Here is a 16,946-nt window from a genome sequence, read left to right as displayed (position 1 = left end):
ACGCCCGGTCACATTCCGAACCCGGAAGCTAAGCCTCTCAGCGCCGATGGTACTGCAAGGGGGACCTTGTGGGAGAGTAGGACACCGCCGGACTTAACCTGAACGAAAGGCCACCCAACGCTGGGTGGCCTTTCGTGCTTTCACCGGCCCGCCCCGCAACCGACACGAACAGCAACCCCGGCGAGAACGACCACCCGCCCAGGTCGCAGTAACCGCCCCCAGCGACCCCCGAACTGACGCGAACAGCGACCCAGGCGAGAGTCACCCACCGCCCAGGTCGCAGTAACCGCCCCCAGTGGGCCCGGAACGGACGCGAACCGCCACCCGGGCGAGAACACCGCCAGCCCAGGTCGCACGAACCGCCCCCACCCGCCCCACAACGGACGCAAACTGCGACCCGGGCGAGAAGCATCCGCCACCGGGTGCCCCCGCCACCGGAAGCCCCTGCCACCGGAAGCGGCCGGAACGACGTGCGCTCAGAACTGCAGCGGGTTCCAGCGGCCTGCGGTCTCGAGTTCCGCGTAGCGGACGTCCGCCGTCGTCGGCGTCACGGAGGCCACGCACGCGAGGAGCGACTGCGTGGGGTATCCGTGCACGCGGTTGTCGCGGATGATGGCGCGATCGTCCTCCGGCGACAGCGCGGCGCTGCGCATCAGCACGGCGAGCCAAGGCTCCCACCACGCGCCGTCGCCCTCCGCGGGCGCGGCCGCGAATGCGTCGCGCCAGGTCACGATGCGCGGGGTGGCCCGGTCGTCGAGGTCGTCGTGCGCGATCATGTGCGTTCCGGCGGGCATGACCTCGCGAGTGAGGCGCTCCCCATCCCAGGACACCAGCTCCGCCCGGCCGTCGGCCACCGAGACCAGATTGAACCCGAGCGTCGTCGGATGCGGCCCGGGAAGGCGCCCGCCGACGGCATCCAGCACGATGCCCCCGCGTGACGTGATCGCGCTCGAGGGGAGGAGCGGTGCGCCGGCGCGATTGAGCAGCACCGCGAGGCGTCCGCCTTCCGCCGCCAGCCAGGCCCCTCCGGCGAGGCGGTCCTGCACGCCCGCGAGCTGCGGACGCTCGGACCACCATGCCCCGAGCGGGTTCCAGGGCCGCAGCGGATCCTCGTCGCGCACGGCGAGGAGGCGGATGGAGTGAGCGGCGTCCTCGGGGACGCGGATGACGACGGTGCACATGGCGGTTTCAGCCTATGGCCGCGGGAACGGCGCGGCGCGGCCGGGCAGGTGGGAGAATCGCAGGCGATGAACATCGTCGTGGGAGTCACCGGCGGGATCGCCGCGTACAAGGTCGTCGCGCTCGTCCGTCTGCTCGTGAAGGACGGTCACGACGTGCACGTCGTGCCGACGGTCGACGCGCTCCGCTTCGTCGGCCAGCCGACGTGGGAGGCGATCAGCCGCCATCCCGTCACGACGTCCGTCCACGACGACGTGGCGCACGTCCGACACGTCGCCCTCGGCCAGGCCGCCGACCTCGTCGTCGTCGCTCCCGCCACGGCCAACACGCTCGCCCGGATGGCCGCCGGCCTCGCCGACGACCTGCTCGGCACGACGCTGCTCGCGACGGCCGCCCCCGTGCTGGTCGCTCCGGCCATGCACACGGAGATGTGGGAGCACCCGGCCACGCAGGCGAACATCGGCGTGCTCGCCGCGCGCGGGGTCGAGGTCATCGGGCCCGACTCGGGCCGCCTCACGGGAGAGGACAGCGGGCCGGGTCGCATGACCGAGCCCGAGGCCATCCGCGACGCCGTCACGCGAGCCCTGGCCCGCCGCGCGGATGCGGCGGGGCTGAGGATCGTCGTGTCGGCGGGCGGCACACGCGAGCCGATCGATCCCGTGCGCTACATCGGCAACCGCTCGAGCGGGCGCCAGGGCGTCGCCGTCGCGCGGGCGGCCGCCGACCGCGGTGCCGAGGTCACCCTCGTCGCGGCGCACGTGGAGGAGGCGGCGCTGGTCGATGCCGGCCACGGCGTCTCCGTGCGGAGGGCGGGCACGGCGGCGGAGCTCGAGGCCGTCATGGCCGAGCTCGCGCCCCGAGCCGACGTCGTCGTCATGGCCGCGGCCGTCGCGGACTATCGGGTCGCCGACGTCGCAGAGCGCAAGCTCACCAAGGAGGCGGCGGCCGGGGTCCCACCCACCCTGACCCTCGTCGAGAACGCCGACATCCTCGCAGGGCTCGCCGAACGCCGTCTGCCGGGGCAGACGATCGTCGGCTTCGCGGCGGAGACTCCCGCACCGGGAGAGACGCTGCTCGAGCGCGGCATCCGCAAGCGCCGCCGCAAGGGCGTCGACCTTCTCGCCGTCAACGAGGTGGGATGGACCGAGGGCTTCGAGCGGGTGGACAACGCGCTGCTCGTCATCGACGCGCACGACGAGGTCATCGCGACGGTGTCGGGCGCCAAGCGCGAGACCGCCGAGGCGCTCCTCGACGCCATCCTCGCCGTGCGGAGCCGCTGACGGCGGTGGCGGCTCACCCGGCGGGCGGGATCGGGAAGTTCGCGCGGAACACGTTCTCGGGGTCGTAGGCGCGCTTCACTTCGCGAAGTCGCGGCAGGTTGGCGCCGAAGGCGTCGACGAGCCGTTCGATCCGCGTGTCGGTGTCGAACGACAGGTACAGCCCGTCGACGTGCGGGGCCATCCGCTCGTCCCACACGGCGTCGAGCGCGTGCTGCGATGCGCCCATCGCCGACAGCAGGAAGTTCTGGTGGCGGTGGGGGTACGCGGTCGCGTCCGCTGCGAGGTCGTGCGCGGCTCCGCCCGTCGCGCGGATCTGCAGGAAGTACGCCGCCCCCGTGCCGGCGAGGTCCGCGAAGGTGCCCGCCTCGTCCGGGCCGAGGTGGGTGACGAGCCCCGACCGCACGGACGGGTCCCCGCCGCCCGAATGATGGCGGCCGGCGTCCTGCAGGATGCCGGGGTAGGGCAGCAGGTACGCCCTGTGGTCGAGCAGCGGCCCCGCATCGGCGAGGCGCTCGAGCTCGCGGACGGCCGCCGCGGTGTCGTCGCCCGCGTAGACGGTCATGAGCTGCGCGACGGGCGGCTGTCCGCGCCGGGCGGGAGAGAGCACGAGGAAGCTCGTGAGCTCGCGGGGAGCCGCCTCGACGGCCGCGCCCCAGCGCTGCAGCACGCCGGCGGTGTCGCGGGCGTCGATGGCCATCTGCGAGAACACCACGTCGCCGAGCGGCATGGCATCGACGTCGACCGAGGTCACGATGCCGAGATTCCCGCCCGCCCCGCGGAGCCCCCAGAACAGGTCGGGGTTCTCCTCTGCGCTCGCGCGCAGGAGACGCCCGTCGGCGGTGACGACGTCGGCGCCGACGACGCGGTCGATCGTGAGGCCGAACCGCCGCCCGAGCAACCCCACCCCGCCCGTCGTCGCGAGGCCCCCGACTCCGACGCCGCCGTAGTCGCCCGAGCTGATCGCGAGGCCGAGGGGCTGCAGCGACTGCGCCACCTGCCCCCACGTCGCACCGGCTCCGAGCCGCACACGACCGCCGTCGAGGGGTGTGACGGCGTCGAGCGCGCGCAGGTCGAGGACGACGCCGCCGTCGTTGGTGGAGCGGCCGCTGATCCCGTGACCGCCCGAGCGCACGCCGAGCGGCACATCGAGCGTGCGGGCGTAGGCGAGGCCCTCGACGACCTCGTCCGCCGTGCGCGGCAGGAGTACGAGACCGGGGGCGCCCGAGCGCAGGTAGTTGTGGCGCACGGCGTCGTACGAGCGGTCGCCCGGCTCGACCGCGCTCGCGGCCAGGGCGGCGGGGATCCGCGCGTAGTCGATGCCGTCGCGTCGCAGCGCCAGCGCCGCCGACCCGCGTCGCGCGGACGCCGGCACGGTGCCGCGCCCGGTGCGCTCGCGGCCGACGGCCTCGCGCACGGCGGGGGCGACCTCCTCTCCGAAGGCCTGCAGCGTCGCAGCGTCGTCGCTCGCGAGGACGAACGTCGAGATGCCGTCGGCGAGAGCGAGCTCGGAGAGCTCGTCGACCCACTGCGACGCCGGCCCCTGCAGCCGTCCGCTCGACGCGGGCTGGATGGCGCCCGCCACGTTGAGCAGGCGGCGGATCTCGGCGGGATGGCGGCCGGCGTCCTCGGCGGCGGCGTCGATCGTGCGCGACGCGCGACGCGCGACGCAGGTCGCCGTCGTCCAGATACGCGAGCGAGGGAAGCCATCCGTCGGCCTTGCGCGCCGTCAGACGCAGCATGCGCGGCTTGTAGGCACCGATCCAGATCGGGATGTCGTGGGCCGGCGCCGGTCCGCGCTTGGCTCCCGCCACGCGATGGTGCGCGCCGTCGACGCGCAGCGGTCCGCGCTCCGACACGTCCCAGATCCCGCGGATGATGTCGATGGCCTCGGACAGCGCGTCGACGCCCTCACCCGGTGTGAGCTTCGTGCCGCCCATCGCCTCGATCGCGTCCCAGAAGCCTCCGGCTCCGAGGCCGAGCGCGACGCGTCCGCCCGAGAGCAGGTCGAGCGACGCGGCCGAGCGCGCCAGCACAGCGGGCTGCCGCAGCGGCAGGTTGAGCACATTGCCCGACACGGTGATGCGCTCGGTCGCCGAGGCGACCCACGTGAGCAGCGTCCACGTGTCGAGGAAGGCCGGCTGGTACGGATGGTCCTGGAACGTCACGAGGTCGAGCCCGGCCGCCTCCGAGACCTGGGCGAGTCGAACCGGCTGATGCGGGTCGGCGTTCGACGGGGTGATGAACGAGCCGAAGGACAGGTCCTGGCCGTAGTCGGGCATGCGCGCGCTCCTTTGATGATCGTTGTGGCCGATCATCTGTCCAACAACTTATCTTGAGCGCATCCTATTCCGTTACGATGGGCGGATGGCCGACGCATCGCTTCCCCGCCCCTCTCTGCTGGGCTGGTCGCTCGCCGCGCTGCTGCGCGAGTGGAAGGCGCGCATCGCCGTCATCGCCGCCGACCTGCCGCACGGCGAGCGCGGCTACCAGGTGCTCTCGGTCGCCGCGCACGAGCAGCCGCCCACCCAGTCGGCGCTCGCCGCGCGCCTCGGCATCGACCGCACCGTCATGACCTACGTGCTCGATGAGCTCGCCGCCGCAGGCCTCATCGAACGCCGCCTCGACCCCGCCGATCGCCGCGCGCGCCGCATCGCGGCGACGGCACGGGGGCGCGACGCGGTCGCCGCGCTCGACACGCGCGTGCGTGCGGCCGAGGACGAGCTGCTCTCGGGGCTCGAGCCCGCCCAGCGCGCGCAGCTGTGCGGGCTGCTCGAGCACGCCGCGAGCGGAGCCGCGCCGGGCGACGACCGCTGCGCCGTCACGGCGCGGGCGTGACGGCGCGGGCGCGGGCCGCTGAGCCCCGCGCCCGCGCTCGGCTCACTCGTCGAAGAGGCGGTTGACCCGCTCTCCCGCGTCGACGAGCGAATCGACGTCGGCGTCGAAGGCGATGACGGCGTCCATGGCGGGCGTCATGATCGCCTGCGCCTGGGCCCACTTGTCCGTCACGGGCGTCGGCACGGTCGTGCCGTCGGCGACGTGCACGGCGAAGGCGTCCGCATCGATCCCGAGCTCCGCGAAGGTCTCGACGGCGAGATCGGACGATGTCGAGATCGCGGGGAAGATGCGTCCGGTGCCGGCCATGACGTCCTGGCAGTCGGTGCTCGCGAGGTACTCCACCCACAGCCACGCCTCGTCGGGGTTCGGCGTGCCCGACCAGATGGCGTCGGACAGTCCGTTGAAGACGGAGGCGCGCTGCCCCGCCGGACCGATCGGCGTCGGCGCCGCCTGCACGTCGGCGCCTTCGAGCTCGGAGAATGCCCGGGCGTTCCACGCGCCCTCGATGACCGTGGCGTACGCCCCGGAGCCGAGCGACTCCTGCGTGCCGACTCCCGAGGTCGCCTGTGCGAGAGGGGGCATGTAGCCCTTCTCGATGAGCGAGCGCCACCATCCGATCGTCTCGAGGAGCGCATCGTCGCCGTAGTCGAACGACGTCCCCCACGGGTTCTCATCGGTGTACGACCAGCCGTTCGAGAGCGCGAACGCCGACCACTGCACCTGCCCGTAGCCGCCGCCGGCGTCGTTGTAGCCGAGGCCGTACGTCGCGACGTTGCGCGGATCGAAGCCCTCCTCGTTCCCGCGGACGCCGTTCTCGTCGACCGTCATGGCGGCGACGAACTCCTCGAACGTGCCGCCGTCGTCGGGGTTCCACTCCAGCGACCAGAGGTCGTCGGGCGTGTACCCGGCCCCCGCCAGCAGATCGGCGTCGTAGAACAGCGCCTCCGTGTCCCAGTCCTTCGGCAGGCCGTACAGGGTCTCCCCGTCCGGCCCCCGCCACAGATCGGCGAGGCCGTCCTGGTACTGCGCCAGGTCGACGTCCGATTCCGCGAGATAGGGAGAGAGGTCGAGGATCTGGCCGAGGACGGCGAACTTCCCGAACTGCGAGGTGTGGTCGACGAACACGTCGGGCGCCGACTCGGCGACCATCGTCGCCGTGAGCTGCGTCCAGTAGTCGTCCCACCCGTTCTGCTCGATGCGGATCTCGATGCCGGGGTGCAGGCGCTCGAAGTCGTCGGCGCACTGCTGGTACCCCGGCATCTGGTTCGAATCCCACATCGCGTAGCGGATGACCGTCGTCCCGTCGGCGGCGACGCCGTCTGGCGCGCCGCATCCCGAGACGACGAGCGCCGTCGCGGCGACGAGTGCGCCCGCCGCGGCCGTCCGGTGCCTGCGATCCATGTCCGTCCCCCTCACTTGATCCCGCTGAAGCCGATGGAGTTCACGATGCGGCGCCCCAGCACGCAGAACAGCAGCACGATCGGGAGCGCCGCGACGAGGGTCGCCGCCATGAGCCCGGACCAGTCGGGCGTGCCCTGCGGGGTCTGCGAGCGGAAGATGCCGAGGGCGACTGTGAGCACGCGGACGTCCTCGCTCTGCCCGACGAGCAGGGGCCACAGGTACTCGTTCCAGGCCGTGATGTAGGTCAGGACGGCGAGCGTCGTGAGGGGCGCCGTGCTCATCGGCACGATGACGCGCAGGAAGCAGCGCACGCGCCCTGCGCCGTCGATGAGCGCCGCCTCCTCGATCTCGCGCGGGATGCCGAGGAAGAACTGCCGCAGGAAGAAGATCGCGAACGGGGTCATGAGGATGGACGGCAGCACGATGCCGGCGAAGGTGTTGAGCAGCCCCAGATCCTTGATGAGCACGAAGTTCGGGATGGCCGTGAAGATGCCCGGCACCATGAGGGCCGAGAGGAACACGGCGAACAGGGCGTCGCGCCCGCGGAACCGGAGACGGGCGAACGCGTACGCGGCCATCGCCGAGAACGTCACCTGGCCGACCGTGATGAGGGTGGACGTGATGACCGAGTTGCGCAGGTACAGCCAGAAGTCGATGGCCGATCCCGCCCCGCCCTGCGCGAGGTTCTCCTCGAGGCTCGTGAGGCCGAACACGCGGCGGAAGGCGTCGAGGGTGAAGCCGGCCGGCAGCAGGTTGCCCGGTTCGGCCGAGAGCGCGCCGTTCGACGACAGCGCGGTGCGCAGCATCCAGTAGAACGGCACGAGCGTGACGAGCAGGATGGCGACGAGGCAGATCCAGGCGATCACCCGGCCGGCGCCGATGCGCGGGCGCTGCGGCTTCGCGGTGCCCGTGACGATGAGACGGGTCTCGGAGACGGTGTGCGTCATGGCGGCCTCAGTTCTCGTCGTGCTCGCCGGCGCGCATGAGGCGCAGCTGCACGAAGGCGATGGCGAACAGGAGCACGAACAGCGCGATCGCGAGCGCCGAGGCGTATCCGAAGTCGAGCTGCCCGAACGCGAGGTCGTAGATGTACATGTTGAGCACGCGCGTGGCGTTCACGGGGCCGCCTCCCGTCGTCACGGCGACGGTGTCGAAGACCTGGAACGAGCCGGTGACCGTCACGACGAGGACCATGACGAGCACGGGGCGCAGCTGCGGGAGCGTGATCGAGAAGAACTGGCGGAGCTCGCTCGCGCCGTCCACGCGCGCCGCTTCGTAGAGCGACGGGTTGATCGTCTGGAGACCGGCGAAGATGAGGAGCGCCGTGTAGCCCATGTGACGCCACACGTTGATGAGCGCGATGGTGGGAAGCGCGAGCGCCGAGTCGCCGAAGAACGCCATCCGGTCGAGACCGATGCCGTCGAGCACGACGTTCACGATGCCGATCTGGTAGTCGAGCATGAAGTACCACACGAGCGCGACGATGACGTTGGCGACGAAGTACGGCAGCAGCGCCATCCCGCGCACGACCGTCGAGCGCGTGAGGCGGTGGAGCAGCACGGCGATGAGGATCGCGAGCACGGTCTGCACGCCGATGTTCATGACGACGTAGAGGGCCGTCACCCACAGCGCGTTCCAGAACAGCGGGTCGGCCGCCATCCGCTCGTAGTTCGCCGTGCCCACCCACTCGGGCGGCGTGAGGACGGCGTACTCCGTGAAGGAGAAGTACAGGCCGCGCAGCGCGGGCCACAGGTAGAACGCGACGAGGCCCACCGCGGCGGGGAGGAGGAACACGGCGGCGATCCGCAGATCGCCGCGCGGCCTCCTCCCGCGCGCGGGAGGTCGCACGCCGGTGCGCGGCCGCGCACCGGGTTCGGTCAGGACGGTCATCATGCCTCCGCTTCGTTGCGACGGGATGGTGGGGAACGGGCGGCTCAGACCGCCGTCACGTGGAGCAGCACGAGCTGTTCGGGATTGAGCGCCGGCACCTGCACGCCGACGTCGGCGAGCGCGGCGCCCGGCAGCTCGATCGCCTCGGACCACCATGCCGGGCGCGTGTGCGCCGTGCGGTGGTCGCGGGCGTCGGCCGGCGCGAGCGGCTGCACGCGGTATCGGCGGGCGGGATCGAGACCGGGGATCGTCACACGGGGAGTGGGCCAGTACGGCCCCGTCTCCACCATGGCGACCGCGAAGATCGCCTCCGTGGCGTCGTGCGCGACGACGCCGTGCGTCCAGATGCCGTCGCCGATGGGGTCGGCGTGCACGACGCGGCCGGTGTGGAGGAGCGCGCGATGCGTCTTGTGCAGGGCGATCCACTCGGCCAGCTGGGCGCGCTCGGCGTCATCGGCCTTCGTGACGTCCCATTCCACGCCCATGTGCGAGAAGAACGCCGTGCCGGCGCGGAACGCGAGCGAGTGCGCCCGTCCCGTCGTGTGGCTGAGGGGGCTCGCGACGTGAGAGCCGACCATCTCGGGCGGGAGCAGCAGGGCCGTGCCCGCCTCGATCGCCTGGCGCTCGAGGGGGTCGATGCAGTCGGACCCCCAGATGCGGTCGGTGCGCGCCATGATGCCGAGGTCGATGCGCCCGCCGCCCGACGAGCACGACTCGATCTCGAGGCCCGGGTGCGCCGCGCGGATCTCGTCGAGCAGCCGGTACAGCGCCTCGGCCTGCTCGTGCGCGACGGGACGCCCCGTCGTCCGGTCGCCGGGCTCCGTGAGCGCGCGGTTGTGATCCCACTTGATGTACGAGATCGGGTACGCGTCGAGGATGGCCAGGATGCGGTCGCGGATGTACGCGTACGCCTCGGGGATGGCGATGTTGAGGACCTGCTGGTGCCGCTGCGGGTGGGGCAGGCGGTCTCCCGTCCCCATGATCCACTCGGGGTGGGTGCGCGCGAGGTCGGAGTCCTCGTTGACCATCTCGGGCTCGAACCAGAGGCCGAACTGCATGCCCTTGGCGACGACCGCGTCGACGAGCGGGCCGAGGCCGTCCGGCCACACGCCCTCGTCGACGTACCAGTCGCCGAGCCCGGCGTGGTCGTCGCGGCGGTGGCGGAACCAGCCGTCGTCGAGCACGTAGCGCTCGATGCCGACCTCGGCGGCGCGGTCGACGATCTCGAGGAGCTTGCCGAGCTCGTGATCGAAGTAGACCGCCTCCCACACGTTGAGCGTGACCGGGCGGCCGGCGGAGGGGTGCTCGGGGCGCGCGCGCAGGAAGTCGTGGAAGCGCGCGGCCATGGCGTCGAGGCCGATGCCGGTCGAGGCGTACAGCCAGGGCGAGGTGTAGCTCTCGCCGTGCGCGAGGCGCACCTCGCCGGGCAGCAGCAGCTCTCCGCCCGAGAGCGTCGACAGCCCCTGGTTGGTGCGCTCGGCGAGCACGCGCGTGTTGCCCGACCAGGCGAGGTGCACGGCCCAGACCTCTCCGTGGCGCCATCCGAAGCCGGGCGTTCCCGCCGCGAGGACGATGCTCGCCTCATGCCCCGACGACCGGCGCGACTCGCGCAGGTGCGAGCCGATCGCGAAGGGCGACCGCTGCAGGTCGCGTTCGCGCAGCTGCCGGCCCGCCATGTCCATGATCTCGCCCGCGCGCCCCGGCACGGGGAGGGCGACGTCGAGGGAGGCGAGGTCGTAGCGCCCGTCGCCCGTGTTCGTGAGCCGGGCGCGCGTGCGGACGAGGCCCGAGCGCGTCATCTCGACGTCGAGAGCGAGCGCGAGGCCGTTCGCGGCGTCCGCGCTGTCCACCCGCACGCGGTGCGCGATCACGGGGTCGTCGTCGACCGGGAGCACCTCGGCCGTCGTGCCGGAGAACGCGGGGGAGAAGGCCGAGCCGTCGCGGTGGCCCGTGACGGCGGGCGTCCAGAGCCAGCCGTCGGCGTGCGCGGGCAGCATCGTGAGCGGCATGCCGGTGTCGGGCATCCCCGACCCGATGCCCGCGAGCCCCGTCAGGCGCAGCGTGTCGATGTCGGCCTCGGTCAGCTCCCCGAGGTCGGCACCCCAGTGGAGCACGCGGGGCGCCCCGACCTCCGGGACGTCGAGGACGAACGCGACGCCGGCGGCGCGCAGGGGGATGGCGGACATGGGACTCCTTCGTCGGGGATGCCTGGTGATATTAGTTCTACGGCAGAAGTTATTGGGCGTCAAGACCGCGGGCGATCGCGGAATCGGCAACCTATTCGTCTCGAAGTGATACAAAAGAGGGATGGATGGTGGATGGGCGACGCAGGACGGCTCGGCTCACGCCGTCGCCCTGGAGGTCCTCACCGCGGGGCCGATCTCCCGCAGCGCCCTCGCCCGCCGGATCGGTCTGTCGCAATCGAGCCTGTCGCGGCTCACGAAGCCGCTGCTCGAGTCGGGTCTGCTCATCGAGGTCGATGCCGGGCCGGATGACGAGCAGGGGCGGCGGGTGGGGCGGCCCAGCCAGCCACTCGACGTCGCCGCGGACACTCGGCGCTTCGTCGGGGTCAAGGTCACGGCGGATGCGGCCCACGGCGTCTCCACCGACCTGCGGTGCGCGGAGGTGGCGCGTCACGACGTCGCTCTCGCCTCGCGGGAAGTCGGCGACGTCGTCGCGGCCGTCGCCGACGTGGTCGCGCGCGTGACGCGGGACCGTGCGGCCGACGGCATCGGAGTGAGCATCAGCGGGCCCGTGCGCGGCGGCCGGTCGGTCGTCGGGTCGCCGTTCCTCGGCTGGGAGGGCGAGATCGCGCTCGCCGACCTCGTCGAGTCGGCCACGGGCATCCCCACGACGCTCAGCAACGACCTCGTCGCGCTCACGCACGCCGAGCAGTGGTTCGGGGCCGGGCGGAACGCCGCGAACGTCGCCGTCGTCACGGTCGGGGCGGGGGTCGGATTCGGGCTCATCGCCGGAGGCCGTGTCGTCGTGAGCGATGACGACGGGGTGGGTCATGTCGGCCACATCCCGCTCGATCCCGCCGGCCCCCTCTGCTTCGAGGGGCATCGCGGATGCGCCGCTGCCCTCCTCACGATCGACGCGATCTGCGGCCAGGTGTCGGTGGGGCTCGGGCGGACCGTCGACTACGACGAGGTGCTGAGCCTCGCGCGTCGGGCCGACGGTGTCGCGCGCACGGCCGTCGAGGCGGCGGCGGTCGCGCTCGGCCGACTCGTCGCCCTCGCGTCGAACTTCACGTTCGCGCGCACGATCGTCATCTCCGGAGAGGGCGACGGCGTCCTCGACGTCGCGCGCGGCGCCTTCGAGGATGCCATCGGGCCCCTCCGCGACGCCCGAGCCGACCCGCTCGAGATCGTGGTGCGCCCCGCCGACTTCGTGGAGTGGGCGCGCGGCGCGGCCGCCATGGCCATCCGAGCGCACGTGCTGCGGTAGCGGCGGCGCCGGCGGTCAGTGTGCGGCGTGGTAGCTCGCGCCGGTCTCGTCGCCCTTCCAGTACCCCTTCACGACGATGCGGTCGGCGTCGAGGCCCCAGCGGTCGACGGCGAGCGCGCGGCCAGGCTTGACGACGGCCTGCTCGGCCGCGATGAAGGCGAACACGTCGCCCGCAGGGCGGTCGCCGGCCGTGAGCGCGTCGAGCCGGCCGATGAGCGCCGTCGTCGGCGCGGCGCCGTCGCGGTGCACGTACTCGACGTCCACGGGCGCGTCGATCGCGATCTCGTGCCCGGCGTCGGCGACCTCGACGAGGATCCGCGCGTCGGCTCCGGCGGGGATCGCCGCGGCGTACCGCCGGATCTGCGGGATGGCCGTCTCGTCGCCCGCGAGGAACCATCCGCCGGGGGCGCCCGAGACGGCGACCGTGCCGCGCGGCCCTCCGACGCCGAGCAACGAGCCGAGCGGCGCGTTCGCCGCCCACACGCCGGCGACGCCCTCGTCGCCGTGCACGGCGAACTCGAGGTCGAGCCAGTCGTCGCCCCAGGAGAGCGGCGTGAATTCGCGGCTGGGGGCCTCGCGCATCTCCTCGACAGACGCCGGTACGCCGTCGGGGAAGAAGATGCGGATGTGGTCGTCGTGGCCGCTGCCCTCGCCGAACCCGCGCAGATCGTCGCCCTGCACGCGGACGCGGACGTAGTCGGGGCCGATCCACTCGCGCGAGACGAGCGTCGTGAAGCGGAAGCGGAGGTCGAGCCGCGAGCGCTCGAGCGAGAAGGAATTCGACACCTGCATGGGATCAGGCTACCCTTACCCAGGTCGGGTGAGGTTCGCCTTACCTGACCGGGCGGCGTGATCACATGCGCCGCCGATGCACGCGTCGTGCGCGCAGGGGCGCGCCCGCAGAGGAGGAACAGCCATGTCCATCCGCGAGCCCGTCTTCGCGCTGTCGCTCGTCGCCGCGTCCGCGCTCGTCCTCGCCGGCTGCTCGTCGGCGGAGGAGGTGCCGGCCGAGGCCGAGGAGACCGCCGCCGCAGACACGCTCACCTACTCCTGGGAGCGCAACGTCGCGGCGGAGGACGCCGACCCGGAGTACGAGACGACGACGGTCGAGGTCCCCCGTCACCCCGAGAAGATCGTCGCGTTCGAGATGGCGACCGTCGACACGATCGGGGCCCTCGGCGGCGAGGTCGCCGGCGCCCCCATCGAATCGGTCCCCGACTACCTGCAGGACGCCCTCGCCGACGACGCGTTCAACGCCGGCACGCTCTTCGAGGCCGACCTCATCGAGATCGAGGCGCAGCAGCCCGACCTCATCGTCATCGGGGGGCGTTCGTCGGCGCTGTACGACGACCTCAGCCAGATCGCGCCGACCATCGACCTCGGCATCACGGGGACGTACGTCGAGACGCTCGAGCGCAACGTCACGTTCCTCGGCGAGGTGCTCGGCGCACAGGACGAGGCGGCCGCAGCCCTCGCCGACCTCGAGGCCGGCATCGACGAGGCGAAGGCCGCGACGGCCGAGGCGGGCAACGGGCTCGCGGTCATGGTGTCGGGCGGAGAGCTCAACGCCATGTCGCCCTCGCCCGTCGACGGCGGCAGCTCCAACGTGCGCGGAGGCCTCATCTACGACGTGTTCGGCGTCGAGCCCGTCGTGGAGGACATCGCCTCGGCGACCCACGGCGAGCCGGTGTCGTTCGAGTTCCTCCTCGAGCAGGACCCCGACACCCTCTGGGTCGTCGACCGCGACGCCGCGACGGGAGAGGCGGAGGCCGGCGCGGCCGCGCAGGTGCTCGACAACGACATCGTGAAGCAGACCAGCGCGGCGCAGAACGACACGATCGTCTACCTCGACCCCGTGGCGTGGTACATCGTCTACGGCGGAATCGAGACGACGCAGCTGCTCATCGACGACGTGATGCAGATCGCGGAGTGACCCCGGCCTCCACGTGACCGTCACGGCCCCGTCCTCGACGAGCGCCCCCGCCCCCGCCCGCCCCCGGCGGACGTGGGTGGGGGCGCTCATCGGCGTGCTCCTCGCGGCGCTCGCCGCGGTGAGCGTCTTCATCGGCGTCTCCGACGTGTCGCCCTTCGCCCTCGTCGAGGGCGATGCGACGGCGACGTTCCTCCTCGCCGCGAGCCGCATCCCCCGCACCGTCGCCGTCATCCTGGTGGGGGCCTCGCTCGGCATCGCCGGCCTCATCATGCAGATGCTCGTGCGCAACCGCTTCGTCGAGCCGGGGACGACGGGCGTGAGCGAGTTCGCGACCTTCGGCATGCTCGTCACGATGATCTTCTGGCCCGGGATGGCCGTGGTCGGCAAGATGGGCGTGGCGGCGCTGTTCGGCCTCATCGGCACGTGGGTGTTCCTGCAGGTCGTGAAGGCCGTGCCGGTGCGCCAGCTCGTGCTCGTGCCGCTCGTCGGCATCATGCTGGGCGGCGTCGTCGGATCGGTGACGACGTTCTTCGCGTACCGCCTCGACCTGCTGCAGTCGCTCGGACAGTGGTCGCAGGGAAGCTTCGCGACCGTCATGCAGGGACGGTACGAGTTCGTATGGATCGCCGGCGCCATGGTCGTCGTGGCGTGGTTCGCGGCCGACCGGTTCAGCGTCATCGGCATGGGCGAGGAGTTCGCGACGAACCTCGGACTCGACTACCGCCGCGTCGTCGCGATCGGGATGGTCGTGATCGCCGTCATCACGGCGGCCGTGCTCGTCACGGCGGGCATGATCCCGTTCCTCGGCCTCGTCGTCCCCAACATCGTGAGCCTCGTGATCGGCGACAACGTGCGCCGGTCCATCCCCTGGGTCGCGGGGCTCGGCGCCGTCTTCGTGCTCGCGTGCGACATCGTCGCGCGCGTCGTGCGCTTCCCCTACGAGATCCCGCTCTCCGTGCTCGTGGGCGTCGTGGGCGCCGCCCTGTTCCTCTGGCTGCTGCTGCGGAGGAGGAGCCGTGCCCGCTGACCTCGCCGACCTCGCCCCCGCCCCGACTCCCGCGCTCTGGAGGCGGCCGGCCGTGCGCCTCGGCGCGCTCGCGATCGCCGTCGTCGCGCTCATCGCCGTCTACCTCTTCACCGACGTGCCGGGGTCGCTCGCCTTCGCCGTGCGCATCCGCATCCTCACGGTCGCGGCGATGGCGGTCGTCGCCGTCGCCGTCGGGGTGTCGACCGTCGTCTTCCACACCATCACGCAGAACCGCATCCTCACGCCGTCGATCATGGGATTCGACGCGTTCTACGTGCTCATCTCGACGATCATCGTGTTCTTCTTCGGCTCCGCGTCGTTCCTTCACGCCGACGAGCTCACCCTGTGGCTCACCCAGCTCGTCGTCATGGTCGCGTTCAGCGTGTTCCTCTTCACCTGGATGTTCGGCGGCAAGCGCCGCTCGATCCACCTCATGCTGCTCGTCGGCATCGTGCTCGGGACGTTCTTCCGCAGCTTCACGGAGTGGATGCAGCGCATGCTCGATCCGCTCGACTTCCAGATCCTGTCCGACGCGATGTTCGCGTCGCTCACGCGGCCCGATCCGACGCTGCTGCTGTTCACGGCGCTCCTCGTCGCGGCGGCCTGCGCGGCGCTCGTGCCCCTCGTGCCCACGCTCGACGTCCTGACCCTGGGAGAGCCCGCGGCGATCGGGCTCGGGGTCAGCCACCGCCGTGTCGTGCTCGCGCTGTTCACGATCGTGTCGATCATGATCGCGGCGTCGACCGCGCTCGTGGGGCCCATCCTCTTCTTCGGGCTCATCGTGGCCAACCTCGCCTACTCGTACGCCGGCTCGTTCCGCCACGCCTGGACGCTGCCCGCCGCGGCGCTCATCGGGCTCGTCTGCCTGCTCGGCGCCCAGCTCGTGCTCGAGCAGCTGCTGTCGTTCGGCGGCAGCCTGTCGATGGTGATCGAGTTCGCGGGCGGCCTGTTCTTCCTGTTCCTCGTCCTGCGAAAGGGGGCGCGATGATCGCGCTCGAGAACGCCGTCAAGCGCTACGGAGGGCAGACCGTGCTCGACGACGTGACGATCTCGTTCGGAGGCGAGGGCGTCACCGCCCTCATCGGTCCGAACGGAGCGGGCAAGTCGACCCTGTTCGGCCTCATCGGGCGGCTCATCCGCCCCGATTCGGGCACGGTCACGGTCGACGGGGCGGCCGTCGACCGCACGCCGTCGGCGACGCTCGCCACGCGGCTCGCGGTGCTGCGGCAGGACAACCACATCGCCGCGCGGCTCACGGTGCACGATCTCGTCGAGTTCGGGCGCTTCCCGCACTCGAAAGGCCGCCTCACGACGGTCGACCGCGATCACATCGAGCGCGCCATCGACTACCTCGACCTGCAGCCGTTCCGGTCGCGGTTCCTCGACGAGCTGTCGGGAGGCCAGCGGCAGCGGGCGTTCATCGCGATGGTGCTCGCGCAGGACACCGAGTACGTGCTGCTGGACGAGCCGCTCAACAACCTCGACCTCAAGCACATGACGGAGATCATGAAGCTCGTGCGGCGGATGGCCGACGAGCTGGGCAAGCGCATCGTCGTCGTGCTGCACGACATCAACTTCGCCGCGACCTACGCCGACCGCATCGTCGCGATGCGCGAGGGGCGCGTCGTGGCGGATGCCCCCGCCGCCGAGATCATGCGGCCGGAGGTGCTGGCGGCGGTCTACGACACCGAGGTCGACGTGCGCGTCATCGACGGCAGGCCCGTCGCGCTGTACTACGGCTGAGGCTCGCGGAGGTCACAGCTCGATGCCGTGGTCCTCGTCGTTCACGCCCTGGTTCCGCCCGCGCCGCGACTCGAACGACAGGAAGAGGATGAGCCCGACGACGAGTCCGAGGATGAGCCCGAGTCCGACGTTCCCGAGGATGAGCCCGACGACGATCGCGAGGGCGAGGACGCCGAGGGCGATGAGGGCGGCGGTGGCGCGGGTCATC

15 protein-coding genes, 1 rRNA gene and 1 pseudogene are annotated in these 16,946 nt (G+C 71.9%); 8 read left to right on the top strand and 9 right to left on the bottom strand.

Annotated features, from left to right (window positions below):
• Positions 1 to 93, top strand: a 5S ribosomal RNA gene (rrf, locus tag ACWGPF_RS11495); the annotation flags it as partial.
• A gap of 383 nt (positions 94 to 476) precedes the next feature.
• Here the strand turns inward: rrf and ACWGPF_RS11490 are convergent.
• Positions 477 to 1,181 carry an NRDE family protein gene (locus tag ACWGPF_RS11490; RefSeq protein WP_452332951.1) on the bottom strand — a complete coding sequence of 235 codons (705 nt, stop codon included), beginning with the start codon at positions 1,179 to 1,181 and terminating at the stop codon, positions 477 to 479.
• A gap of 66 nt (positions 1,182 to 1,247) precedes the next feature.
• Here ACWGPF_RS11490 and coaBC point away from each other — a divergent pair, with 66 nt between their 5' ends.
• Positions 1,248 to 2,459 (top strand): bifunctional phosphopantothenoylcysteine decarboxylase/phosphopantothenate--cysteine ligase CoaBC, encoded by a 1,212-nt coding sequence (gene coaBC / locus ACWGPF_RS11485; RefSeq protein ID WP_452332950.1) that lies wholly within the window; start codon positions 1,248 to 1,250, stop codon positions 2,457 to 2,459.
• A 13-nt stretch (positions 2,460 to 2,472) separates the two neighbouring features.
• On the opposite strand, the gene ACWGPF_RS11480 is transcribed toward coaBC, so the two are convergent.
• Both ACWGPF_RS11480 and ACWGPF_RS11475 read right to left on the bottom strand, forming a co-directional pair.
• Positions 2,473 to 3,705 (bottom strand): FAD-binding oxidoreductase, encoded by a 1,233-nt coding sequence (locus ACWGPF_RS11480; protein ID WP_452332954.1) that lies wholly within the window; start codon positions 3,703 to 3,705, stop codon positions 2,473 to 2,475.
• Between the two features lie 172 nt (positions 3,706 to 3,877).
• Positions 3,878 to 4,738, bottom strand: a pseudogene (locus tag ACWGPF_RS11475) (LLM class flavin-dependent oxidoreductase); the annotation flags it as partial.
• Positions 4,739 to 4,823: 85 nt separating this feature from the next.
• Here ACWGPF_RS11475 and ACWGPF_RS11470 point away from each other — a divergent pair.
• A complete protein-coding gene (locus tag ACWGPF_RS11470) occupies positions 4,824 to 5,294 on the top strand; it encodes a MarR family winged helix-turn-helix transcriptional regulator (RefSeq protein ID WP_452332949.1) in 471 nt (156 codons plus the stop codon).
• 42 nt (positions 5,295 to 5,336) lie between these two features.
• On the opposite strand, the gene ACWGPF_RS11465 is transcribed toward ACWGPF_RS11470, so the two are convergent.
• The 4 genes from ACWGPF_RS11465 to ACWGPF_RS11450 are packed head-to-tail and all read right to left on the bottom strand — an operon-like array spanning position 5,337 to position 10,771.
• Entirely contained in the window at positions 5,337 to 6,695 is a 1,359-nt protein-coding gene (locus ACWGPF_RS11465) for an ABC transporter substrate-binding protein (RefSeq protein WP_452332948.1), read from the bottom strand.
• Between the two features lie 11 nt (positions 6,696 to 6,706).
• Positions 6,707 to 7,642, bottom strand: coding sequence for a carbohydrate ABC transporter permease (locus ACWGPF_RS11460; protein WP_452332947.1), 936 nt, complete (start codon positions 7,640 to 7,642; stop codon positions 6,707 to 6,709).
• Between the two features lie 7 nt (positions 7,643 to 7,649).
• Complete coding sequence (locus tag ACWGPF_RS11455; RefSeq protein ID WP_452332953.1) at positions 7,650 to 8,585, bottom strand: carbohydrate ABC transporter permease; 936 nt, start codon at positions 8,583 to 8,585, stop codon at positions 7,650 to 7,652.
• 44 nt (positions 8,586 to 8,629) lie between these two features.
• Complete coding sequence (locus ACWGPF_RS11450; protein WP_452332946.1) at positions 8,630 to 10,771, bottom strand: alpha-galactosidase; 2,142 nt, start codon at positions 10,769 to 10,771, stop codon at positions 8,630 to 8,632.
• Between the two features lie 121 nt (positions 10,772 to 10,892).
• Between ACWGPF_RS11450 and ACWGPF_RS11445 the strand changes: the two genes are divergently transcribed.
• Positions 10,893 to 12,035, top strand: a complete 1,143-nt coding sequence (locus ACWGPF_RS11445) for an ROK family protein (RefSeq protein ID WP_452332945.1) — start codon at positions 10,893 to 10,895, stop codon at positions 12,033 to 12,035.
• A 15-nt stretch (positions 12,036 to 12,050) separates the two neighbouring features.
• Here the strand turns inward: ACWGPF_RS11445 and ACWGPF_RS11440 are convergent, their stop codons facing one another.
• A complete protein-coding gene (locus ACWGPF_RS11440) occupies positions 12,051 to 12,827 on the bottom strand; it encodes a siderophore-interacting protein (protein WP_452332944.1) in 777 nt (258 codons plus the stop codon).
• A gap of 124 nt (positions 12,828 to 12,951) precedes the next feature.
• Between ACWGPF_RS11440 and ACWGPF_RS11435 the strand changes: the two genes are divergently transcribed.
• Genes ACWGPF_RS11435 through ACWGPF_RS11420 form a run of 4 tightly spaced genes read left to right on the top strand, consistent with a single transcriptional unit; the run spans position 12,952 to position 16,738 of the window.
• On the top strand, positions 12,952 to 13,968 hold the full coding sequence (locus tag ACWGPF_RS11435) for a siderophore ABC transporter substrate-binding protein (protein ID WP_452332943.1): 1,017 nt from the start codon (positions 12,952 to 12,954) through the stop codon (positions 13,966 to 13,968).
• Positions 13,969 to 13,981: 13 nt separating this feature from the next.
• Positions 13,982 to 14,995: an ABC transporter permease gene (locus tag ACWGPF_RS11430; protein ID WP_452332942.1), complete on the top strand. Its 1,014-nt coding sequence runs from the start codon at positions 13,982 to 13,984 to the stop codon at positions 14,993 to 14,995.
• Complete coding sequence (locus ACWGPF_RS11425) at positions 14,985 to 15,983, top strand: iron chelate uptake ABC transporter family permease subunit (protein WP_452332941.1); 999 nt, start codon at positions 14,985 to 14,987, stop codon at positions 15,981 to 15,983. The genes ACWGPF_RS11430 and ACWGPF_RS11425 overlap by 11 nt, the downstream gene beginning before the upstream one ends.
• The gene (locus tag ACWGPF_RS11420) at positions 15,980 to 16,738 is read left to right on the top strand and encodes an iron ABC transporter ATP-binding protein (protein ID WP_452332940.1); all 759 of its coding nucleotides are present in this window, start codon (positions 15,980 to 15,982) and stop codon (positions 16,736 to 16,738) included. Before ACWGPF_RS11425 ends, ACWGPF_RS11420 begins: the two co-directional genes overlap by 4 nt.
• A gap of 12 nt (positions 16,739 to 16,750) precedes the next feature.
• On the opposite strand, the gene ACWGPF_RS11415 is transcribed toward ACWGPF_RS11420, so the two are convergent.
• Positions 16,751 to 16,945 (bottom strand): hypothetical protein, encoded by a 195-nt coding sequence (locus ACWGPF_RS11415; RefSeq protein ID WP_345439925.1) that lies wholly within the window; start codon positions 16,943 to 16,945, stop codon positions 16,751 to 16,753.
• Position 16,946 lies beyond the last annotated feature (1 nt).

Source organism: Microbacterium sp. NPDC055683 (assembly GCF_053617895.1).
The sequence above is the reverse complement of the archived record's forward strand: the minus strand, read 5'-3'. Positions and strand labels throughout refer to the sequence as shown.

Excerpts from the sequence above, each read along its gene's own strand:
- ACWGPF_RS11490 (WP_452332951.1), bottom strand. The coding sequence starts at position 1,181 with ATGTGCACCGTCGTCATCCGCGTCCCCGAGGACGCCGCTCACTCCATC.
- coaBC (WP_452332950.1), top strand. The coding sequence starts at position 1,248 with ATGAACATCGTCGTGGGAGTCACCGGCGGGATCGCCGCGTACAAGGTC.
- ACWGPF_RS11470 (WP_452332949.1), top strand. The coding sequence starts at position 4,824 with ATGGCCGACGCATCGCTTCCCCGCCCCTCTCTGCTGGGCTGGTCGCTC.
- ACWGPF_RS11465 (WP_452332948.1), bottom strand. The coding sequence starts at position 6,695 with ATGGATCGCAGGCACCGGACGGCCGCGGCGGGCGCACTCGTCGCCGCG.
- ACWGPF_RS11460 (WP_452332947.1), bottom strand. The coding sequence starts at position 7,642 with ATGACGCACACCGTCTCCGAGACCCGTCTCATCGTCACGGGCACCGCG.
- ACWGPF_RS11455 (WP_452332953.1), bottom strand. The coding sequence starts at position 8,585 with ATGACCGTCCTGACCGAACCCGGTGCGCGGCCGCGCACCGGCGTGCGA.
- ACWGPF_RS11450 (WP_452332946.1), bottom strand. The coding sequence starts at position 10,771 with ATGTCCGCCATCCCCCTGCGCGCCGCCGGCGTCGCGTTCGTCCTCGAC.
- ACWGPF_RS11445 (WP_452332945.1), top strand. The coding sequence starts at position 10,893 with ATGGATGGTGGATGGGCGACGCAGGACGGCTCGGCTCACGCCGTCGCC.
- ACWGPF_RS11440 (WP_452332944.1), bottom strand. The coding sequence starts at position 12,827 with ATGCAGGTGTCGAATTCCTTCTCGCTCGAGCGCTCGCGGCTCGACCTC.
- ACWGPF_RS11435 (WP_452332943.1), top strand. The coding sequence starts at position 12,952 with ATGTCCATCCGCGAGCCCGTCTTCGCGCTGTCGCTCGTCGCCGCGTCC.
- ACWGPF_RS11420 (WP_452332940.1), top strand. The coding sequence starts at position 15,980 with ATGATCGCGCTCGAGAACGCCGTCAAGCGCTACGGAGGGCAGACCGTG.
- ACWGPF_RS11415 (WP_345439925.1), bottom strand. The coding sequence starts at position 16,945 with ATGACCCGCGCCACCGCCGCCCTCATCGCCCTCGGCGTCCTCGCCCTC.